At 72.3% G+C, this 23,473-nt stretch carries 1 protein-coding gene; it reads left to right on the forward strand.

Going from position 1 to position 23,473, the window contains the following annotated elements; translation table 11 throughout:
• Positions 1-42: 42 nt before the first annotated feature.
• Positions 43-23,424, forward strand: coding sequence for a type I polyketide synthase (locus ACIP64_RS28890; protein WP_401592316.1), 23,382 nt, complete (start codon positions 43-45; stop codon positions 23,422-23,424).
• The last annotated feature ends 49 nt before the right edge of the window (positions 23,425-23,473 follow it).

Here is a 23,473-nt window from a genome sequence, read left to right on the forward strand (position 1 = left end):
CTGGTCTTGGGTTCTTGTCCGGGGGTAATGGAGCGTGCGATGGTGAATGAGTCCGGAGAATTCCCGTCCGAGATCCACGCCGTTTCCGAATCCGTACCGGATGCCTTCGAGGATGTCTTGTCGGACGCGGGGCCGGAGGCACGGCCGGACGCCCCGTCATGGCGCGAGCGGCTGATCCTCCTGACCGACGCCGAGCAGCACACCGCCCTGCTCGAATGGGTCACCTCGCTGGTCTCCGCCGCGCTCCGCGACTCCGCCCCCGCCGTGCTCGACCCTCAACGGCCCTTCCTGGAACTCGGCTTCGACTCCCTCGCCGCCGTCGACCTGCACGCCCGCCTCACCGCGGGCACGGGCCTGCGCCTCCCCGTCACCCTCGCCTTCGACCACCCCACCCCCGCCGCCCTCACCCGGCACCTGCGCGCCGCGCTCCTCGGCCTGGACGACACCGACGCGTCGCCCGTCACCGCCGCCGTCGGCAGCGACGAACCCATCGCCATCGTCGGCATCGGCTGCCGCTTCCCCGGCGGCGTCCAGTCCCCCGAAGCGCTCTGGGACCTCGTCGCCGCGGGCACGGACGCCGTCTCCGCATTCCCCACCGACCGCGGCTGGGACCTCGACGCGCTCTACGACCCCGACCCCGAGCGGGCCGGTACGAGCTACACCCGCGAGGGCGGATTCCTCCACGACGCCGCCGAGTTCGACGCCGCGTTCTTCGGCATCTCCCCGCGTGAAGCGCTCGCCATGGACCCCCAGCAGCGGCTGCTGCTGGAGACGTCCTGGGAGGCGTTCGACCGGGCGGGCGTCGATCCCGCGGGACTGCGCGGCGGCCAAGTCGGCGTGTTCGTCGGCGCGGAGACCCAGGAGTACGGCCCCCGGCTCCAGGACGCCACCGACGGCTTCGAGGGGTACCTCGTCACCGGAAACGCGGCCAGCGTCGCGTCCGGCCGCATCGCGTACACCTTCGGCTTCGAGGGCCCGACGGTCACCGTCGACACCGCCTGCTCCTCCTCCCTCGCCGCCCTCCACCTCGCCGTCCAGGCCCTGCGCACCGGGGAGTGCTCCATCGCCCTGGCCGGCGGCGTGGCCGTCATGGCGAGCCCCGGTTCCTTCATCGCCTTCAGCCGTCAGCGGGGCCTGGCCCCCGACGGCCGGTGCAAGCCGTTCGCCGCCGCCGCAGACGGCACGGGGTGGGGCGAGGGCGTCGGCATGCTGCTGGTGGAGCGGCTGTCGGACGCGCGCCGCAACGGGCACCAGGTGCTCGCGGTGGTACGGGGCTCCGCCATCAACCAGGACGGCGCCAGCAACGGCCTGACAGCTCCGAGCGGCCCCTCGCAGCAGCGCGTGATCCGCCAGGCCCTCGCCAACGCGGGCCTGTCGGCAGCCGATGTGGACGCGGTGGAGGCCCACGGCACGGGTACGACGCTGGGCGACCCGATTGAGGCGCAGGCGCTGCTCGCGACGTACGGACAGGGCCGGGGCGACGGCGGGCCGCTGTGGCTCGGTTCCCTGAAATCGAACATCGGTCACACGCAGGCCGCGGCCGGTGTCGCCGGCATCATCAAGATGATCATGGCGATGCGGCACGGTGTACTGCCGCGGACCCTCCACGTCGACGAGCCCACCCCGCACGTCGACTGGGAGGCCGGAGCCGTCTCCCTGCTCACCGAGCCCGTCGACTGGCCCCGGGGCGACCGCCCGCGCCGCGTCGGCGTGTCCTCGTTCGGCATGAGCGGCACCAACGCGCACACCATCATCGAGGAGCCCCCGGCCGAGGACGCGGACGCCACCACCACCGGTAACGGCGTGTCCGGGGACGGCGCCTCGCGCCCGCCGGAGCTCCTGCCCTGGGTACTGTCCGCGAAGACCCCCGAAGCCCTGCGCGCCCAGGCCCGGCGGCTCGCCGGCCATGTGACCGCCGACCCGGGACTCACCCCCGCCGACATCGGCCACTCCCTGGCCACCACCCGCGGGGTCTTCGAACACCGCGCCGTCGCCCTGGGCCCCGACCGGGACGCGCTCCTGCGGGCGCTCGACGCCCTCGCCGACGGCACCGACACCCCCGCCGCCGTCCACGACGAGCCCGCCACCGGCCGGCTCGCGTTCCTGTTCACGGGGCAGGGCAGCCAGCGCCTGGGCATGGGCCGTCAGTTGTACGACACCTGCCCGGAGTTCGCCGACGCCCTCGACGACGCGTGCTGGTACCTCGACGACCAGCTCGAACTCCCCCTTCTCGACGTGCTGTTCGCGGAAGAGGGAACGCCGGAGGCCGCGCTCCTCGACGAGACCGCCTACACCCAGCCCGCGCTGTTCGCGGTCGAGGTGGCGCTGTTCCGGCTCCTGGAGAGCTGGGGGCTGCGGCCGGACCTCGTGTCGGGCCACTCGGTCGGCGAGATCGCCGCCGCGCACGTGGCGGGGGTGTTCTCGCTGGAGGACGCGTGCACGCTGGTGGCGGCCCGCGGACGGCTCATGCAGGCGCTGCCGGGCGGTGGCGCGATGATCGCGGTCCAGGCCTCGGAGGACGAGGTCCTGCCGCTGCTGGACGAGCGCGTGAGCATCGCGGCCGTCAACGGCCCCCGGTCGGTGGTCATCGCCGGTGACGAGGACGCCGCGAAGAACGTCGCCGCCCACTTCGCCGCGCAGGGCCACAAGACCAAGCATCTCGTCGTCAGCCACGCGTTCCACTCGTTCCACATGGACGGCATGCTGGACGAGTTCCGCCGCGTGGCCCAGGTGATCGAGTACGGCACCCCGACGCTTCCCCTCGTCTCCCTCCTCACCGGACGCGCCGCCGGCGCCGCCGAACTGACCGATCCCGAGCACTGGGTCCGCCACGCCCGCGACGCCGTACGGTTCCACGACGGCATCCGGACGCTCGAAGCCCGCGGCGTCACCACGTACCTCGAACTCGGCCCCGACGCCGTGCTCACCGCGATGGCGCAGGACTGCGTCGACACCCGGGGTACCGCCTTCGCCGCGGCCCTGCGCTCCGGCCGCGCCGAGGCCACCACCCTGCTCAGCGCCGTCGCCCGCGCCCACGTCCGTGGCGCGGCCGTCGACTGGAGCCGCCTCTTCACCGGCAGCGGCGCCCGGCGCGTGGACCTGCCGACGTACGCCTTCCAGCGCTCGCGCTATTGGATGGACGCGGGCCCCGGGACCGCCGCTCACGTGGCACACGGCCCGGACACCGCCGACACCGCCTTCTGGGACGCGGTCGAGCAGGAGGACGTGGCCGGACTCGCGACGGCGCTCGGACTCGACCTCGACGGCGACCGTCCGCTCAGCGAACTGATCCCCGCCCTGTCGGCGTGGCGCCGGCGGCGGCGCACGGAGTCGGAGGTGGACGGCTGGCGGTACCGGGTGGTGTGGAAGCCGCTCGCCGAGGCTTCCGGTGCCCGCCTGTCCGGGACGTGGCTGGTGGCCGTCCCGGCCGGGAGTGACGTCGACGAGCCGGTGGTGGACGCGCTGGCGGGGCGCGGTGCCGAGGTGCGCCGGGTCGAGGTCGAGCCGGACATGCACCGGGGCGCGCTGGCGGGGCTGGTCGGCGGTGAGTGGGCGGGTGTCGTGTCGATGCTCGGGCTCGCCGGCACGGTCGCGTTGGTGCAGGCGCTGGGCGACGCCGGGGTGGAGGCCCGTGTCTGGGGCCTGACCCGGGGTGCGGTGTCCGTGGGCCGGTCGGACCGGCTGGCGTCGCCGGTGCAGGCGCAGGTGTGGGGACTGGGCCGGGTCGCCGCCATGGAGGTTCCGGAGCGCTGGGGCGGTCTGATCGACCTGCCGGAGGTGCTGGACGAGCGGGCGCAGACCCGGCTCATAGGCGTGCTGGCCGGCTCCGGTGAGGACCAGGTCGCGGTGCGGTCGACCGGCGTGTTCGGGCGGCGGCTGGTGCGGGCGTCGCTGCCGGAGAGCACGGGGTCGTGGACCCCGTCGGGCACGGTGCTGGTCACGGGTGGCACGGGCGCGCTGGGTGGTCGTGTCGCGCGGTGGCTGGCGGAGGCTGGTGCGTCGCGGCTGGTGCTGATCAGCAGGCGCGGGACGGATGCGCCCGGTGCCGCCGAGTTGGTGGCGGAGCTGGGCGTCGAGGTATCGGTCGTGGCGTGCGACGCGTCCGACCGGGATGCGCTGCGTGCGGTGCTGGCCGAGCACGCGGAGTCCCTGACCGCCGTCGTTCACACGGCGGGTGTGCTGGACGACGGCGTGCTGGACGGCCTGACCGCGGAGCGCGTCGAGAATGTCGTGCGGGCGAAGGCCACGTCGGCGCTCAACCTGCACGAGCTGACGATCGAACTCGGCTTCGAGCTGGACGCGTTCGTGATGTTCTCGTCCATGAGCGGCACCATCGGCGGGGCGGGCCAGGGCAACTACGCCGCCGCGAACGCCTTCCTGGACGCCCTGGCGGAGCAGCGTCGCGCCGACGGCCTCGCGGCGACATCGATCGCGTGGGGCCCGTGGGCCGAGGGCGGCATGGCCGCCGGCGAGACGACGGACGCCCGTATGCGGCACGAAGGCGTCCCGCCCATGGCGCCCGAGTCGGCCATGGCGGCCCTGGCACCGGTCGTCGCCTCGGGCGAGGCCTCGCTGACCGTCGCGGACCTCGACTGGGACCGCTTCGCGCCCTTCATGACGTCCGTCCGGCCGCTCCCGCTGATCGGCGCCTTCATCACGCACGCGGAGACCGTCACGGGCGCCGACGTGGCAGGCACCGCGGCGCGCCGCCTCGCGGGGCTGACGGCGGCGGAGCAGGAGCGTGAGCTGCTCACCCTGGTGCGTACGCACGTCGCGGCCGTCCTCGGTCACGGCGGAGCCGAAGCGGTCGGCGCCGACCGCGCCTTCAAGGAACTGGGCTTCGACTCCCTGACGGCCGTCGAACTGCGCAACCGCCTCGGCGCGGCCACCGACCTGCGCCTGCCCACCACCCTCGTGTACGACTACCCGACCTCGACCGCGCTCGCGGCCTTCCTGCGCCACGAACTGCGGGGCGCGCAGCCGGAGGTGACGGGGCCGGTCACCGCGGCGGCGGCCGCCGACGACGACCCGATCGCCATCGTGGCGATGAGCTGCCGCTTCCCGGGCGGCGTGCGCACCCCGGAGGAGCTGTGGACGCTCCTCGCCGACGGGGCCGACGCGATCGGCGACTTCCCCTCCGACCGCGGATGGGACCTGGCCGGCCTCTACAGCGCCGACCCCGACCGCCCCGGCACCACGTACACCCTGGAAGGCGGATTCCTCCACGACGCCGCGGACTTCGACGCCGGCCTCTTCGGGATCTCGCCGCGCGAGGCGCTGGCGATGGACCCGCAGCAGCGGCTGCTGCTGGAGACGTCGTGGGAGGCGTTCGAGCGGGCCGGCATCGCCCCGTCGTCGCTGCGCGGCAGCCAGGCTGGCGTCTTCGTCGGCACCAACGGGCAGGACTACCTCTCGCTCGTCACCGGTGACACGCACGGACTGGAAGGACACGTCGGCACGGGCAACGCGGCGAGCGTCGTCTCCGGACGGCTCTCCTACGTCTTCGGGCTCGAAGGCCCCGCGATCACCGTCGACACGGCCTGCTCGTCCTCGCTGGTGGCCCTGCACCTCGCCGTCCAGGCGCTGCGGCAGGGCGAGTGCTCGCTCGCCCTGGCCGGCGGCGTCACGGTGATGTCGACGCCTGAGGCCTTCGTGGACTTCAGCCGTCAGCGGGGCCTGGCGGAGGACGGCCGGATCAAGGCGTTCGCCGCGGCGGCCGACGGTACGGGGTGGGGTGAGGGCGTCGGCATGCTGCTCGTCGAGCGGCTGTCGGATGCGCGGCGCAACGGCCATCCGGTGCTCGCTCTCGTTCGTGGTTCGGCGATCAACCAGGACGGCGCGAGCAACGGACTGACCGCTCCGAACGGCCCCTCGCAGCAGCGCGTGATCCGCGCCGCCCTGGCCGGCGCCGGTCTGTCGGCCGCGGACGTGGACGCGGTGGAGGCCCACGGCACCGGTACGCGGCTGGGTGACCCCATCGAGGCCCAGGCACTGCTGGCCACCTACGGTCAGGGGCGCTCGCCGGAGCAGCCGCTGCTACTGGGGTCCGTGAAGTCGAACATCGGTCACACGCAGGCCGCGGCCGGTGTCGCGGGCATCATCAAGATGGTGCTGGCGATGCAGCACGGGGTACTGCCCCGCACCCTGCACGTGGACGAGCCGACCCCGCACGTCGACTGGTCCGCGGGCGAGATCGCCCTGCTGACCGAAGCCGTCGACTGGCCCGAGACCGGGCGGCCCCGGCGCGCCGCCGTCTCGTCCTTCGGCCTCAGCGGTACCAACGCCCACACGATCGTCGAACAGGCCCCGGCGCCGGCGCGTGCCGACGAGCCCCAGGCCGACACGGCACCCTCGGTGCTGCCGGTCCTGCTCTCCGCACAGAGCACGACCGGTCTCCGGGCCCAGGCCGCGCGCCTGGCCGCCCACGTGGCGTCGCAGCCCGAAGTCTCCGCCCTGGGTGCGGCATTCACGCTGGCGACCGCTCGTACGGCCCTGGAGACACGCGCGGTCCTGGTCGGCGGCACCGGCAACCGCGATGCGCTGCTCGCCGGGCTCAACGGCCTCGCCGCGGGCGAATCGCCCTACGGCCTCGTGCGGGGCACGGTCACGACCGGCGCACTCGCGTTCCTGTTCACGGGGCAGGGCAGCCAGCGCCTCGGGATGGGACGGGAGCTCTACGAGGCTTACCCTGCGTTCGCGGACGCGCTGGACGCGGTCTGCGCCCACCTGGACGCCCACCTCGATGTGGCACTGGGGACTGTGCTGTTCGGCGACGATGCGACGGTTCTGGACCGGACGGAGTTCGCGCAGCCGGCGTTGTTCGCGGTGGAGGTGGCGCTGTTCCGGCTGCTGGAGTCGTGGGGCCTGGCGCCGGACTTTGTGTCGGGGCATTCGGTGGGTGAGATCGCCGCCGCGCATGTGGCGGGGGTGCTGTCGCTTGAGGACGCGTGTGCACTGGTGGCGGCGCGTGGGCGGTTGATGCAGGCGCTGCCGACGGGTGGCGTGATGATCGCGTTGCAGGCCTCGGAGGACGAGGTTCTGCCGCTGCTGAGCGAGCGTGTGAGCATCGCGGCCGTGAACGGGCCGGAGTCGGTGGTGATCGCGGGTGATGAGGATGCCGCGGTCGCGATTGTCGAGTCCTTCGCGGGGCGGAAGTCGAAGCGGTTGACGGTCAGTCATGCGTTCCATTCGCCGCACATGGACGGGATGCTGGAGGCGTTCCGCGAGGTGGTGGCTGGGCTGTCGTTCGAGTCGCCGCGCATCTCGGTGGTCTCGAACCTGACCGGCGCCGTGGTCGCCGACGAGATGGCCTCGGCGGACTTCTGGGTGCGCCATGTGCGGGAGGCCGTGCGCTTCCTGGACGGTGTGCGTGCTCTGGAGGCGGCAGGGGTCAGCACGTTTGTGGAGCTGGGTCCGGACGGTGTGCTGTCGGCGATGGCGCAGGACTGTGTGACGGGCGAGGGCGCGGCCTTTGTTCCGGTGCTTCGCAAGGGCCGTCCGGAGGCCGAGAGTGCCGTCACGGCGCTGGCGCAGGCACATGTGCGGGGCCTGGAGGTGGACTGGGCCGGGTACTTCGCCGGCACGGGTGCGCGGCGCGTGGACCTGCCGACCTATGCCTTCCAGCGGACGCGGTACTGGCCCGAGGCCCAGCAGGACGCTGCCACTCCCGCCGGGAAGACGGTCGACACCGTCGACGCACGCTTCTGGGATGTCATCGAGCACGAGGACCTGACGACCCTCGAATCCATGCTCGGCCTTGAGGACACCGCGTCCTGGGGGAACATGGTCACGGCTCTGTCGGCTTGGCGCCGACGTAGCCAGGACCAGGCCAAGGTCGACGGGTGGCGTTACCGGACCAGCTGGAAGCCGGTGAAGGCGACCGCCGAAGCGCGGTTGTCCGGCGCGTGGTTGGTGGCGGTTCCGGTCGGGAGTGACGTTGACGGGCCGGTGGTGGGTGCGCTGGCGGGGCGCGGTGTCGAGGTGCGCCGGGTCGAGGTCGCGGCCGATGTGGACCGGGCCACGCTGGCGGGGCTGGTTGGCGGTGAGTGGGCGGGTGTCGTGTCGATGCTCGGGCTCGCTGACACGGTGTGCCTGATCCAGGCTCTGGGTGATGCCGGGGTGGGTGCTCCGCTGTGGTGTCTGACGCGAGCCGCTGTCTCGGTGGGCCGGTCGGATCGGTTGGTGTCGCCGGTGCAGGCGCAGGTGTGGGGTCTGGGTCGGGTGGCGGCGCTGGAGGTGCCGGAGCGTTGGGGCGGTTTGATCGACCTGCCGGAGGTGCTGGATGAGCGTGCGCTGTCCCGGTTGGTGGGTGTGCTGGCTGGTTCGGGTGAGGACCAGGTGGCTGTGCGTTCGTCCGGGGTGTTCGGGCGGCGGTTGGTTCGGGCCTCGCTGCCGGAGGGTGCGGGGTCGTGGGTTCCGTCGGGCACGGTGCTGGTGACGGGTGGCACGGGTGCGCTGGGTGGTCGTGTTGCGCGGTGGTTGGCGGAGGCTGGTGCTGAGCGGCTGGTGCTGACCAGCCGGCGCGGGATGGACGCGCCCGGTGCTGCTGAGCTGGTGGCGGAGCTGGGGGCCGAGGTCACGGTCGTCGCGTGTGATGCCTCCGACCGTGAGGCGCTGCGTGCGGTGCTGGCTGAGCACGCCGATTCCCTGACCGCGGTCGTTCATACCGCTGGTGTGCTGGATGACGGCGTGCTGGATGCGTTGACTCCTGAGCGCCTTGAGACTGTCTTGCGGGCGAAGGCCGTGTCGGCGTTGAACCTGCATGAGTTGACGGTCGAGCTGGGTGTCGAGCTGGATGCGTTCGTGCTGTTCTCGTCGATGAGCGGCACGGTCGGTACGCCTGGTCAGGGCAATTACGCGGCTGCGAATGCCTTCCTGGACGCTCTTGCCGAGCAGCGTCGTGCGGACGGCTTGGCGGCGACGTCGATTGCGTGGGGTCCGTGGGCCGAGGGCGGGATGGCGGCCGATGAGGCGCTTGCGGCTCGGATGCGTCGGGATGGTGTGCCGCCGATGCGGGCGGATCTGGCGATCAGTGCGTTGCGGTCGGCGGTCGGTTCCGGTGGGGCCGTGTTCACCGTGGCCGACGTGGAATGGGACCGCTTCCTCGCAGGATTCACCGCCGCACGCCCCAGCTCGCTGTTCGGTGAACTGCCGGAGGTGCGTCAGGAGCACACTGCCCGGACCGCCCTGGCCGGCGTGGTCGCGGACGTCCCGGATTCCGTCTCGTTCGTCGGTCGCTTGTCCGCTCTTTCTGCGGGTGAGCAGGAGCGTGAACTGCTGGATCTGGTTCGGGGCCACGTGGCTGCTGTGCTTGGTCACGGCGGGGTCGATGCGGTGGGCGCGGGTCGGGCGTTCAAGGAGTTGGGCTTCGACTCGCTGACGGCCGTCGAACTGCGGAACCGGTTGGGTGCGGCCACTGAGCTGCGGTTGCCGGCGACGCTGGTCTACGACTACCCGACGTCGGCTGCGCTGGCGGAGTTCTTGCGGAGCGAGCTGCTGGGGACGGTCCGTGTCGCGGATGCGGATCTGCCCGCGGCGGTCGCCACCGATGACGATCCGATCGCGATTGTGGCGATGAGCTGCCGGTTCCCGGGCGATGTGCGGTCTCCGGAGGACCTGTGGCAGTTGCTGGTGACAGGGACGGACGCGGTGGGGGAGTTCCCCGTGGACCGCGGCTGGGACCTGGACCACCTCTACGACCCCGACCCGGAGCGTGCCGGCACCTCGTACACGCGCGAGGGCGGTTTCGTCGCAGGGGCGGCGGAGTTCGACGCGGACTTCTTCGGGATCTCGCCGCGTGAGGCGCTGGCGATGGATCCGCAGCAGCGGTTGCTGCTGGAGACGTCGTGGGAGGCGTTCGAGCGGGCCGGTATCGATCCGACTGTTCTGCGCGGGAGCCGGACGGGTGTGTTCGTCGGCACCAACGGCCAGGACTACCTTTCCCTCGTCGCCCGGGAGCCGGAGGGCCTGGAAGGCCACATCGGCACGGGCAACGCGGGCAGCGTGATGTCGGGTCGCGTCTCGTACGCGCTGGGGCTGGAAGGCCCTGCGGTGACCGTGGACACGGCCTGCTCCTCGTCGCTGGTGGCTCTGCATTGGGCGGTGCAGGCGCTGCGGCAGGGCGAGTGCTCCATGGCGCTGGCCGGTGGCGTGACGGTGATGTCGACGCCTGAGACCTTTGTCGACTTCAGTCGTCAGCGGGGCCTGGCGGAGGACGGCCGGATCAAGGCGTTCGCCGCCGCCGCGGACGGTACCGGCTGGGGCGAAGGCGTGGGCATGCTGCTGGTGGAGCGGCTGTCGGACGCGCGGCGCAACGGTCACCCGGTGCTCGCTCTCGTTCGTGGCTCCGCAGTGAACCAGGACGGCGCGAGCAACGGCCTGACCGCGCCCAACGGCCCCTCTCAGCAGCGCGTGATTCGCCAGGCCCTGGCCAGCGCCGGTCTGTCGGCTGCGGATGTCGACGCGGTGGAGGCGCACGGCACGGGCACCCGGCTGGGTGACCCGATCGAGGCGCAGGCGCTGCTGGCGACCTACGGCCAGGAGCGTGCCGAGGGCGGATCGCTGCTCCTCGGGTCGATCAAGTCGAACATCGGTCACACGCAGGCCGCGGCCGGTGTCGCCGGCATCATCAAGATGGTGCTCGCGATGGAGCACGGCGTGCTGCCGCAGACCCTGCACGTTGACGAGCCGACCCCGCACGTGGACTGGTCGGCCGGAGACATCGCGCTGCTCACCGAGCAGCGGGAGTGGCCGGAGACGGACCGCCCGCGTCGGGCCGGCATCTCGTCCTTCGGCATCAGCGGCACCAACGCCCACACGATCATCGAACAGGCCCCGGTCGTCGTCACCGAGGTCGGCGACGACGCCGAATCCTTGTCGCGGATGCCGGGCGACGCTCTTCCGTACGTCCTGTCGGCCAGATCCCCCGAGGCCCTGCGCGCCCAGGCAGCCGCCCTCAGCGTCCATCTGGCAGGGGCGGGTGCCGCCCCGGGGCCCGTCGACCTCGCGTATTCGCTCGCAACCGGGCGCGCGCACCTGGACCACCGTGCGGTCGTCCCGGCCCGGAGCACGCGCGAAGTCGCGGACCTGCTCGCACGGCTGGCCGCCGGTGAGCAGCTTCCCGCCGTCAGCACGGACACGGTGGATGACGGGCGCGTGGCGTTCCTGTTCACGGGGCAGGGCAGCCAGCGCCCGGGGATGGGCCGAGAACTGTACGAGGCCTACCCCGTGTTCGCGGACGCGCTGGACGCGGTCTGCGCCCACCTGGACGTGCACCTCGACAGCCCGCTGCGGGACGCTCTCTTCGGCGAGGCGGACGAGGGTCTGCTGGACCGCACGGAGTTCACCCAGCCCGCGCTGTTCGCGGTGGAGGTGGCGCTGTTCCGGCTGCTGGAGAGCTGGGGGTTGCGGCCGGACTTCGTGTCGGGGCATTCGGTGGGTGAGATCGCCGCCGCGCATGTGGCGGGGGTGCTGTCGCTTGAGGACGCGTGTGCGCTGGTGGCGGCGCGTGGGCGGTTGATGCAGGCGCTGCCGACGGGTGGCGTGATGATCGCGGTGCAGGCGTCGGAGGACGAGGTTCTGCCGCTGCTGAACGAGCGCGTGAGCATTGCGGCCGTGAACGGGCCGGAGTCGGTGGTGATCGCGGGTGACGAGGACGCCGCGGTCGCCATCGTCGAGTCCTTCGCGGGGCGGAAGTCGAAGCGGCTGACAGTTAGTCATGCGTTCCATTCGCCGCACATGGACGGCATGCTGGAGGCGTTCCGCGAGGTGGTGGCGGGGCTGTCGTTCGAGTCGCCGCGCATCCCCGTGGTCTCGAACCTGACCGGGGCCCTGGCCACCGACGAGATGCTCTCTCCCGACTTCTGGGTGCGGCACGTGCGCGAAGCGGTGCGCTTCCTGGACGGAGTCCGGACGTTGGAAGCAGCCGGGGTCACCACGTACGTCGAACTCGGCCCGGACGGCGTGCTGTCGGCTCTGGCCCAGGAGTGCGTGACAGAGGGGGCGGTGTTCGTCCCCGTCCAGCGTGCCGCCCGTCCCGAAGTCGAGAGCCTGGGCGCTGCCCTCGCACAAGCCCATGTCAGGGGCCTCTCGATCGACTGGCATGGGTACTTCGCCGGCTCGGGCGCTCGGCGCGTGGACCTTCCGACCTATGCGTTCCAGCGCCGCCGGTTCTGGTTCGAGCCCACCACCGCGGTCGGTCCTGACGCACCGGCCGCTGCCTCGGACTCCTGGTTCTGGGACGCGGTGGAGCGAGAGGACCTCGCATCGCTGGCTGCCGCTCTCGACGCGGAGGAGGACGAGGCTGCCTGGGGCAGCGTCCTGCCTGGCCTGGCGGCGTGGCGTCGGCAAGGTCGGGAGCGGTCGGAGGTGGACGGCTGGCGGTACCGGGTGATGTGGCAGCCGCTGACCGATGTCGCTGCTGGTCAGCTGACGGGCGCGTGGTTGGTGGTGGTGCCGGCCGGGAGCGGCGTTGACGGGCCGGTGGTGGGTGCGCTGGCGGGGCGTGGTGTCGAGGTGCGTCGGGTCGAGGTCGCGGCTGATGTGGACCGGGCCACGCTGGCGGGGCTGGTTGGCGGTGAGTGGGCGGGTGTCGTGTCGATGCTCGGGCTCGCTGACACGGTGTGCCTGATCCAGGCTCTGGGCGATGCCGGGGTGGGTGCGCCGCTGTGGTGTCTGACGCGAGGCGCTGTCTCGGTGGGCCGGTCGGATCGGCTGGTGTCGCCGGTGCAGGCGCAGGTGTGGGGTCTGGGTCGGGTGGCGGCGCTGGAGGTGCCGGAGCGCTGGGGCGGTCTGATCGACCTGCCGGAGGTGCTGGACGAGCGGGTGCTGTTCCGGTTGATGGGTGTGCTGGCTGGTTCTGGTGAGGACCAGGTGGCGGTTCGGTCGTCCGGGGTGTTCGGGCGGCGGCTGGTTCGGGCCTCGCTGCCTGAGGGTGCGGGGTCGTGGGTTCCGTCGGGCACGGTGCTGGTGACGGGTGGCACGGGCGCGTTGGGTGGTCGTGTTGCGCGGTGGTTGGCGGGTGCCGGTGCCGGGCGGCTGGTGCTGACCAGTCGGCGCGGGATGGACGCGCCGGGTGCTGCTGAGCTGGTTGCGGAGTTGGGTGTCGAGGTTTCGGTGGTTGCGTGTGACGCCGCTGATCGTGAGGCGTTGCGGGCTGTGCTGGCTGAGCACGCCGATTCCCTGACGGCAGTGGTGCACACGGCCGGCGTGCTGGACGACGGCGTGCTGGATGCGTTGACTCCGGACCGTCTCGAGACCGTTCTGCGGGCGAAGGCCGTGTCGGCGTTGAACCTGCATGAGTTGACGGTCGAGCTGGGTGTTGAGCTGGATGCGTTCGTGCTGTTCTCGTCGATGAGTGGCACGGTGGGTACGCCTGGTCAGGGCAATTACGCGGCTGCGAATGCCTTCCTGGATGCTTTGGCGGAGCAGCGTCGTGCGGATGGCTTGGCGGCGACGTCGATTGCGTGGGGTCCGTGGGCCGAGGGCGGGATGGCGGCCGATGAGGCGCTTGCGGCTCGGATGCGTCGGGATGGTGTGCCGCCGATGCGGGCGGATCTGGCGATCAGTGCGTTGCGGTCGGCGGTCGGTTCCGGTGGTGCCGTGTTCACCGTGGCCGACGTGGAGTGGGACCGCTTCCTCGCAGGATTCACCGCCGCACGCCCCAGCTCGCTGTTCGCCCGGCTGAGCGAGGCGCGTGCGACGCGACCCGCTGATGTTGACGTAACCTCCGACGCCAGGAATTCTGCGTCTCTTGCAGCTCGCCTGTCCGCCCTTTCTGCGGGTGAGCAGGAGCGCGAACTGCTGGAACTGGTTCGGGGTCAGGTTGCCGCTGTGCTTGGTCACGGCGGGGTTGATGCGGTGGGCGCGGGTCGGGCGTTCAAGGAGTTGGGCTTCGACTCGCTGACGGCGGTGGAGTTGCGTAACCGGCTGGGTGCGGCGACCGAGCTGCGGTTGCCGGCGACGCTGGTCTACGACTACCCGACGTCCGCTGCGCTCGCCGGGTATCTGCGGGGTGAGCTGCTGGGGACGATCCGGGTCACGGATGCCGACCTCCCCGCGGCGGTCGCCACCGATGACGATCCGATCGCGATCGTGGCGATGAGCTGCCGCTTCCCCGGTGGCGTCACCACTCCCGAGGACCTGTGGCACCTGCTGGTGACGGGGACGGACGCGGTGGGGGAGTTCCCCGTCGACCGCGGCTGGGACCTGGAGCAGCTCTACAGTCCGGACCCTGATCGTCAGGGGACGTTCTATGCCCGTGGAGGTGGATTCCTCTACGGGGCCGCCGAGTTCGACGCGGACTTCTTCGGGATTTCGCCGCGTGAGGCGTTGGCGATGGATCCGCAGCAGCGGTTGCTGCTGGAGACGTCGTGGGAGGCGTTCGAGCGGGCCGGCATCGACCCGTCCTCGCTGCGCGGCAGCCGGACCGGCGTGTTCGTCGGCACCAACGGACAGGACTACTACCTCTCCCTCCTCGCCGGGGAGACCGAAGGCCTCGAAGGCCACCTCGGGACGGGCAATGCCGGCAGCGTGATGTCGGGTCGTGTCTCGTACGCGCTGGGGCTGGAAGGCCCTGCGGTGACCGTGGACACGGCCTGCTCCTCGTCGCTGGTCGCTCTGCATTGGGCGGTGCAGGCGCTGCGGCAGGGCGAGTGCTCCATGGCGCTGGCCGGTGGCGTGACGGTGATGTCGACGCCTGAGACCTTTGTCGACTTCAGTCGTCAGCGGGGCCTGGCGGAGGACGGCCGGATCAAGGCGTTCGCCGCCGCAGCCGATGGCACGGGCTGGGGTGAGGGCGTGGGCATGCTGCTGGTGGAGCGGCTGTCGGACGCGCGGCGCAACGGCCACCCGGTGCTGGCGCTGGTGCGGGGTTCGGCGGTGAACCAGGACGGTGCGAGCAACGGTCTGACCGCGCCGAACGGCCCGTCGCAGCAGCGCGTGATCCGTCAGGCCCTGGCGAGCGCCGGGCTGGCGGCCTCGGATGTGGACGCGGTGGAGGCGCACGGCACGGGCACCCGTCTGGGCGACCCGATCGAGGCGCAGGCGCTGCTGGCGACCTACGGCCAGGACCGGTTGCCGGAGCAGCCGTTGTTCCTGGGGTCGGTCAAGTCCAACCTCGGTCATACGCAGGCCGCGGCCGGTGTCGCGGGCGTCATCAAGATGGTGCTGGCGATGCGGCACGGGGTGCTGCCGCAGACGCTCCACGTGGACGCGCCGACCCCGCACGTCGACTGGTCGGCCGGAGACATCGTCCTGCTCAGGGATCAGCAGCAGTGGCCCGACACCGGACGGCCCCGGCGCGCCGGCATCTCGTCGTTCGGCATCAGCGGCACCAACGCCCACACGATCATCGAACAGGCCACCGAGGCCGCACCGGCGGACGAGGCGGTTGCCGATCGTCCGGCGACATCGGCATGGGTACTCTCGGGCAAGTCCGAGGATGCCCTGCGTGACCAGGCGGCACGCCTCCACGCCCGCCTCGACGCCCGCACCGACCTGCGTCCGGTGGACATCGGCCGTGCGCTGGCAACCGGTCGGGCCGCGCTCGACCATCGTGCCGTCATCGTCGCCGACGACCGCGACGCGTTCCTCCAACGGCTTGCGTCCGTGGCCGGCGGGGAGTCTGTGGGTGTGGTGACGGGATCCCCGGTCGCGGGCAAGCTCGCGTTCCTGTTCACGGGGCAGGGCAGCCAGCGACTGGGCATGGGCCGGGAGTTGTACGACTCCTATCCCGTGTTCGCGGACGCCCTGGACGCGGTCTGCGCCCGGATGGACGCGTACCTCGACGTGCCGTTGAGGGATGTGGTGTTCGGGGAGGACGCCGCGGTTCTGGACCGGACGGAGTTCACCCAGCCCGCGTTGTTCGCGGTGGAGGTGGCGCTGTTCCGGCTGCTGGAGTCGTGGGGTGTGCGGCCGGACTTCGTGTCGGGGCATTCGGTCGGTGAGATCGCCGCCGCGCACGTGGCGGGAGTCTTCTCCCTGGAGGACGCGTGCGCCCTGGTGGCGTCGCGGGGGCGGTTGATGCAGGCGCTGCCGGCCGGCGGCGTGATGATCGCGCTTCAGGCGTCGGAGGACGAGGTCCGGCCGCTGCTCACCGACCGGGTGAGCATCGCCGCCGTCAACGGTCCGCAGTCCGTCGTGATCGCCGGTGACGAGGACGGCGCCACGGCGATTGCGGCCTCCTTCGCAGGGCGGAAGTCGAAGCGGCTGCAGGTCAGTCATGCGTTCCATTCGCCGCACATGGACGGGATGTTGCAGGCGTTCCGGGAGGTGGTGTTCGGGCTGTCGTTCGAGATGCCGCGTATCCCGGTCGTCTCGAACCTGACCGGTGCCGTGGTCACGGATGAGATGGCGTCCGCGGACTTCTGGGTGCGGCACGTCCGTGATGCCGTGCGCTTCCTGGACGGCGTCCGCACCCTGGAGGACGCCGGGGTCACCACGTACGTCGAACTCGGCCCGGACGGCCTGCTGTCGGCGATGGCGCAGGAGTGCGTGACGGACGGTGGCGTGGCGTTCGTTCCGGTGCTGCGCAAGGGCCGTCCGGAAGCCGAGACCGCCGTCACGGCTCTGGCGCAGGTGCACGTGCGAGGCGTGGAGGTCGACTGGCGGACGTTCTTCGCCGGGGCCGGCGACCGGTACATCGACTTGCCGACTTATGCGTTCCAGCGACAAAGGTACTGGCCGGAGCCCATCGACGCGCCTCAGCCCGGCGCCACCGCCGATGCCTCGGACGCTCACTTCTGGGACGTGGTGGAGCGGGAGGATCTGACCTCGCTGCTGGCGGAGTTGGACGTGTCCGGTGATGCGTCGCTGGGTGAGGTGCTTCCGGCGTTGTCGGCGTGGCGGCGTCAGGGTCGTGAGCGGTCGGAGGTGGACGGCTGGCGGTACCGGGTGGTGTGGAAGCCGCTCGCCGAGGCCTCCGGCGCGCGGTTGTCCGGGGCGTGGCTGGTGGTCGCGCCGGCCGAGGGCGCGGACGACGCCCCGGTCGTGGGCGCGCTGGCGGACCGGGGCGCTGACGTTCAGCGGGTCGAGGTCGGCCCGGGCACGGATCGCGCGGCGCTGGCGGGGCTGGTCGCCGGTGAGTACGCGGGTGTGGTGTCGCTGCTGGACCTCGCCGGCACTGTAAGTCTGGTCCAGGCTCTGGGTGATGCCGGTGTGGACGCCCGGGTGTGGTGTCTGACGCGGGGTGCGGTGTCGGTCGGGCGGTCGGACAGGTTGACCGCGCCGACGCAGGCGCAGGTGTGGGGACTGGGCCGGGTGGCCGCGCTGGAGGCGCCCGAGCGTTGGGGTGGTCTCATCGACCTCCCCGGGTTCCTGGACGAGCGGGCGCAGTCCCGTCTGGTGGGTGTGCTGGCCGGTTCCGGTGAGGACCAGGTGGCTGTGCGCTCCACGGGTGTGTTCGGCCGACGGCTGGTCCGCGCGGCGCTGCCGGAGGACACGGAGTCGTGGACCCCGTCCGGGACGGTGCTGGTGACGGGTGGCACGGGCGCGTTGGGTGGTCGTGTTGCGCGGTGGTTGGCGGAGGCTGGTGCCGAGCGGCTGGTGCTGACCAGCCGGCGCGGGATGGACGCGCCCGGTGCAGCGGAGCTGGTGGCGGAGTTGGGCGTCGACGTCTCGGTCGTTGCGTGTGACGCCGCTGACCGTGAGGCACTGCGGGCGGTGCTGGCTGAGCACGCCGATTCGCTGAGCGCCGTCGTCCACACGGCCGGTGTGCTGGACGACGGCGTGCTGGATGCCCTGACCCCGGACCGTGTCGAGACCGTTCTGCGGGCGAAGGCCGCGTCGGCGGCGAACCTGCACGAGCTGACGATCGAACTCGGCATCGTGCTGGATGCGTTCGTGCTGTTCTCGTCGGTCAGTGGCACGGTCGGCACGTCCGGGCAGGCGAACTACGCGGCTGCGAACGCCTTCCTGGACGCTTTGGCGGAGCAGCGTCGTGCGGACGGCCTGGCGGCGACGTCGATCGCGTGGGGTCCGTGGGCCGAGGGCGGCATGGCCGCCGACGAGGAGATGGCGGCCCGCATGCGCCGGGGCGGGGTCCCGCCCATGAAGGCCGGGTTCGCCATCACGGCGATGGGACGCGCCGTCGGCGCCGCGGACGCCACCGTCGTGATCGCGGACTTCGTCTGGGAGCGCTTCGCCTCCGAGTTCACCGCCGGGCGCCCCAGCAACCTCTTCGCCGAGCTGGTGGACGCAACGCCTGTCCCTGCGAACGCCGCCACGACCGATGCGTCGGTTGTCGTGGCGTCGACCACCCTGGCTGAGCGGCTGGCGGCCCTTCCCCCGGCTGAGCGGGAGCGTGAACTGCTCGGACTGGTGCGTGCCCAGGTCGCGGCGGTGCTCGGTCATGCCGGGGTTGATGCGGTGGGCGCGGGTCGGGCGTTCAAGGAGTTGGGCTTCGACTCGCTGACGGCGGTGGAGTTGCGTAACCGGCTGGGTGCGGCGACCGAGCTGCGGTTGCCGGCGACGCTGGTCTACGACTACCCGACGTCCGCGGCGCTGGCGGAGTATCTGCGGGGTGAGCTGCTGGGGACGGTGCGGGTCGCGGATGCCGATCTGCCCGCGGCGGTCGCCACCGATGACGATCCGATCGCGATCGTGGCGATGAGCTGCCGCTTCCCGGGCGGCGTGCGGACCCCGGAAGACCTTTGGCACCTGCTGGTGACGGGGACGGACGCGGTGGGGGAGTTCCCCGTCGACCGCGGCTGGGACCTGGAGCAGCTCTACAGTTCCGACCCTGATCGTCAGGGGACGTTCTACGCCCGCGGAGGTGGATTCCTCTACGACGCCGCCGAGTTCGACGCGGACTTCTTCGGGATCTCGCCGCGTGAGGCGCTGGCGATGGATCCGCAGCAGCGGCTGCTGCTGGAGACCTCGTGGGAGGTGTTCGAGCGGGCCGGCATCGACCCCGGCTCCCTGCGCGGGAGCCAGGCGGGCGTCTTCGTCGGCACCAACGGCCAGGACTACGCCACGGCACTCCAGTCGATCCCCGACGGCATCGAAGGATTCCTGGGCACGGGCAACGCGGCCAGCATCGTCTCCGGCCGGCTCTCCTACGCCTTCGGGCTCGAGGGTCCCGCGATGACGGTCGACACGGCCTGCTCCGCGTCCTTGGTCGCCCTGCACCTCGCCGCGCAGGCCCTGCGCAGTGGCGAGTGCTCACTGGCCCTGGCCGGCGGTGTGACCGTCATGTCGTCGCCGGGAACGTTCATCGACTTCAGTCGTCAGCGGGGCCTGGCGGAGGACGGCCGGATCAAGGCGTTCGCGGCTGCCGCGGACGGTACCGGCTGGGGTGAGGGCGTCGGCATGCTGCTGGTGGAGCGGCTGTCGGACGCGCGGCGCAACGGCCACCCGGTGCTCGCTCTCGTTCGTGGTTCGGCGGTGAACCAGGACGGTGCGAGCAACGGTCTGACGGCGCCGAACGGCCCGTCGCAGCAGCGCGTGATCCGCCAGGCCCTGGCGAGCGCCGGGCTGGCGGCCTCGGATGTGGACGCGGTGGAGGCGCACGGCACGGGCACCCGTCTGGGCGACCCGATCGAGGCGCAGGCGCTGCTGGCGACCTACGGCCAGGACCGGATGCCGGAGCAGCCGTTGTTCCTGGGGTCGATCAAGTCCAACCTCGGTCACACGCAGGCCGCGGCGGGCGTCGCGGGTGTCATCAAGATGGTGCTGGCGATGCGGCACGGCGTCCTGCCGCAGACCCTCCACGTCGATGAGCCGACCCCGCACGTCGACTGGTCGGCCGGAGACATCGCCCTGCTCACGGAACAGCAGCAGTGGCCCGACACCGGACGGCCCCGGCGCGCCGGTATCTCGTCCTTCGGTATCAGCGGCACCAACGCCCACACCATCGTGGAGCAGGCCCCGGACGACATCGCCGTGACGGCCGTGCCGGACCGGCCCGCGGTGATGCCGTGGGTGCTGTCGGCGAAGAACGGGACGGCGCTGGGCGTCCAGGCCGAAAGGATCAGGGCGCACATGGCGGCCCACCCGCTGCTGGACCCGCTCGATGTGGCGTACACCCTTGCCACGTCGAGAGCCGCGCTGGAGCGGCGCGCGGTCGTCGTGGCGGGGGAGCGGGAGGGGTTGCTGACCGCGCTGACGGCCCTGGCCGCCGGCGATGACGTGGCCTCGCTGCACCTGGGGACCGCGGCCGACGGCTCGCTCGCGTTCCTGTTCACGGGGCAGGGCAGCCAGCGACTGGGCATGGGCCGGGAGTTGTACGACGCCCACCCCGTGTTCGCCGACGCGCTGGACGCGGTCTGCGCGCAGATGGACGCATACCTCGATGTGCCGTTGAGGGATGTGGTGTTCGGCGAGGACGCCGCGGTTCTGGATCGTACGGAGTCCACCCAGCCGGCGCTGTTCGCGGTCGAGGTCGCGCTGTTCCGGCTCGTCGAGTCGTGGGGCGTGACACCGGACTTCGTGTCGGGGCATTCCATCGGTGAGATCGCTGCCGCGCATGTGGCCGGGGTGCTGTCGCTGGACGACGCGTGCGCGCTGGTCGTGGCCCGCGGCCGGTTGATGCAGGCGCTGCCCACGGGCGGCGTGATGATCGCGGTGGAAGCTGCCGAGGACGAGGTCCTGCCGCTGCTGGACGAACGGGTGAGCATCGCCGCCGTCAACGGCCCGCGGTCGGTGGTCGTCGCGGGTGACGAGGACGCCGCGGTCGCCATCGCGTCGTCCTTCGAGGGCCGCAAGTCCAAGCGCCTGACGGTCAGTCACGCCTTCCACTCCCCGCACATGGACGGGATGCTGGCCGACTTCCGCAAGGTCGCCGAGGGGCTGTCCTACGCCCCGCCCCGTATTCCGCTGGTCTCGAACCTCACCGGCGCCCTGGTCACGGACGAGGTGACGTCGCCCGACTTCTGGGTGCGCCACGTCCGCGAGGCCGTCCGCTTCCTGGACGGCGTCCGCGCGCTGGAGGCCGCGGGCGTCACCACCTACATGGAGCTGGGCCCGGACGGCGTGCTGTCCGCGATGGCCCAGGACTGCGTGACCGGAGAGGGCGCTGCCTTCCTCCCCGTCCTGCGCAAGGGCCGCCCCGAGCCGGAGACGGCGGTGACCGCCCTCGCCCGGGCCCACACCCGGGGCGCCACCGTCGACTGGGCGCGGTTCTTCGCCGGGACCGGCGCCCGCCGTGTCGACCTGCCCACCTACGCCTTCCAGCGCGAGCGCTACTGGCTGGAGGAGGCCGACGCCGCCACCTCCGGCGAGGACGTCGACCGGCGGTTCGGTGCGGCGGACGCACAGTTCTGGGAGGCCGTCGACAACGCGGACCTCGCCTCGCTCGCGGGCACCCTGGGCGTCGACACCGACCAGCCGCTGAGCGCACTGCTGCCCGCCCTGTCGGCGTGGCGACGGCAGCGCCAGGAGGAGTCCGTCGTGGACGGCTGGCGGTACGGCGTCACCTGGAAGCCACTGGGCCTTCCCGCCACCGGAGGCCCGTCCGGGACGTGGATCGTCGTGAGCACGGCGGAGGACGGGGAGGGAGCCCTTCCCGGCGTCTCCGGTGCCCTGGCGGCGCGCGGGGCGGACGTGCGGAATCTCGTCGTCACCGAAGCCGAGGCCGGCCGGGAGGCACTGGCGGGCCGCCTGCGCGAGATCGCCGGAGCGGGCGGGGCCGGCGGCGTCGCGGGCGTCGTGTCGCTGCTGGCCTTCGCCGAGCAGCCGCATCCCGTGCACGGCGCCGCGCCTGCAGGGCTGTTGCTGACGGGAGCGCTGGTGCAGGCGCTGGGCGACATCGGCATCACGGCACCGCTGTGGTGCGTCACGTCGGGGGCGGTCTCGACCTCGGCGGCGGACCGCCTGACGAGCGTCGCGCAGGCCCAGGTGTGGGGCCTCGGCCGGGTCGTGGCCCTGGAGCACCCCGACCGCTGGGGCGGCCTCGTGGACCTGCCCGGCACCGTGGACGACCGGGTCCTCGACCGGCTGGTCGGCGTCCTCGCGGGCCGCGGGGACGAGGACCAGATCGCTGTCCGCACAACTGGCCTGCTGGCGCGCCGCATCCAGCACGACCCCGACCGCGCGCCCGCGGTGGACCGCACGCCGTGGCGCCCCCGCGGCACCGTCCTCGTCACCGGCGGAACGGGCGCCCTCGGCGGGCACGTCGCCCGCTGGCTGGCGGCCCACGGCGCGGAGCACCTGGTGCTGGTCGGCCGGCGCGGGCCGCAGGCACCCGGCGCCGCCGAACTGGTCGCCGAGATCGGCGCCTTGGGCGCCCGGGCCACGGCGGTGGCCTGCGACGTGACCGACCGCCAGGCCGTCGCCGACCTGCTGGCGCGGCTGCGCGGACCGCGGACCGGCGCAGGAACGGACGGAACGGCCGGAGCCGGCCTCACCGCCGTCTTCCACACGGCGGGCGCCGGGCAGTTCGCTCCGCTGGCCGAGACAGGCCCCGGCGACGTGGCCGACGTCCTCGCCGCCAAGGTCGCCGGCGCCGCCCACCTCGACGAACTCCTCGGCACGGCCGACCTCGACGCCTTCGTCCTCTTCTCCTCCATCGCGGGTGTGTGGGGCAGCGGCGGCCAGGCCGCCTACGCCGCCGCCAACGCCCACCTCGACGCCCTGGCACAGCACCGCAGGGCCCGCGGGCTGACGGCGACCTCGGTGGCCTGGGGCCCCTGGGCCGAGGGCGGCCTCGTCGCCGACGACGGCGCGGAGGAGCAGCTGCGCCGGCGCGGACTGCCCGCGATGGCGCCGAACCGGTCCATCGCGGCGCTCCAGCGTGCCCTGGACGGTGACGAGACCACCGCGATCGTGGCCGACGTCGACTGGCAGCTGTTCGCCCCGGCCTTCACCGCCGCCAGGCCGCGCCCGCTGATCGGCGACCTGCCCGAGGTGCGCCGCGCGCTCGCCGCGGGACAGGAAAGCGTCACTGCGTCCACGGACGAAGCCCCCGACCTCCAGGCGCAGTTGCGGGGGCTGCCCGTGGCCGACGCGGAGCGGGTCGTGCTCGACCTCGTCCGTGCGCAGGTCGCGGCCGTCCTCGGTCACCAGGGCGCGGCGTCGGTCGAGGCCGGGCGCGCCTTCAAGGAACTGGGCTTCGACTCACTGACCGCCGTCGAACTGCGCAACCGGCTGCAGACCGCCACCGGGCTGCGCCTGCCGGCCGCCCTCGTCTTCGACCACCCCACCCCCTCGGCGCTCGCGGCGCACATCCGCGCGGAAGTCGTCGGCGAGGACACCACCCCCGCACTGCCCGCCCTCGCGGAGATCGACAAGCTCGAGTTCCTCCTGTCGTCCGTCCCCGAGGACACCACCGAACGCGCCCGCGTCACCGCACGGCTCGAATCCCTCCTGGCGAAGTGGAACCGGGCGGAACGAGCGGCCACCGGAGGGGGCGAGGACGAGGAGATCGAAATCGCGTCGGCGTCCGCCGACGACCTCTTCGACCTCATCAACAAAGAATTCGGAAAATCCTGAACCGATGGCTGATCCGACGACCCGACCGATGTCCGTACGGCCGCATTTC

This window comes from Streptomyces sp. NPDC088733, from assembly GCF_044751185.1.
GTDB lineage: Bacteria > Actinomycetota > Actinomycetes > Streptomycetales > Streptomycetaceae > Actinacidiphila.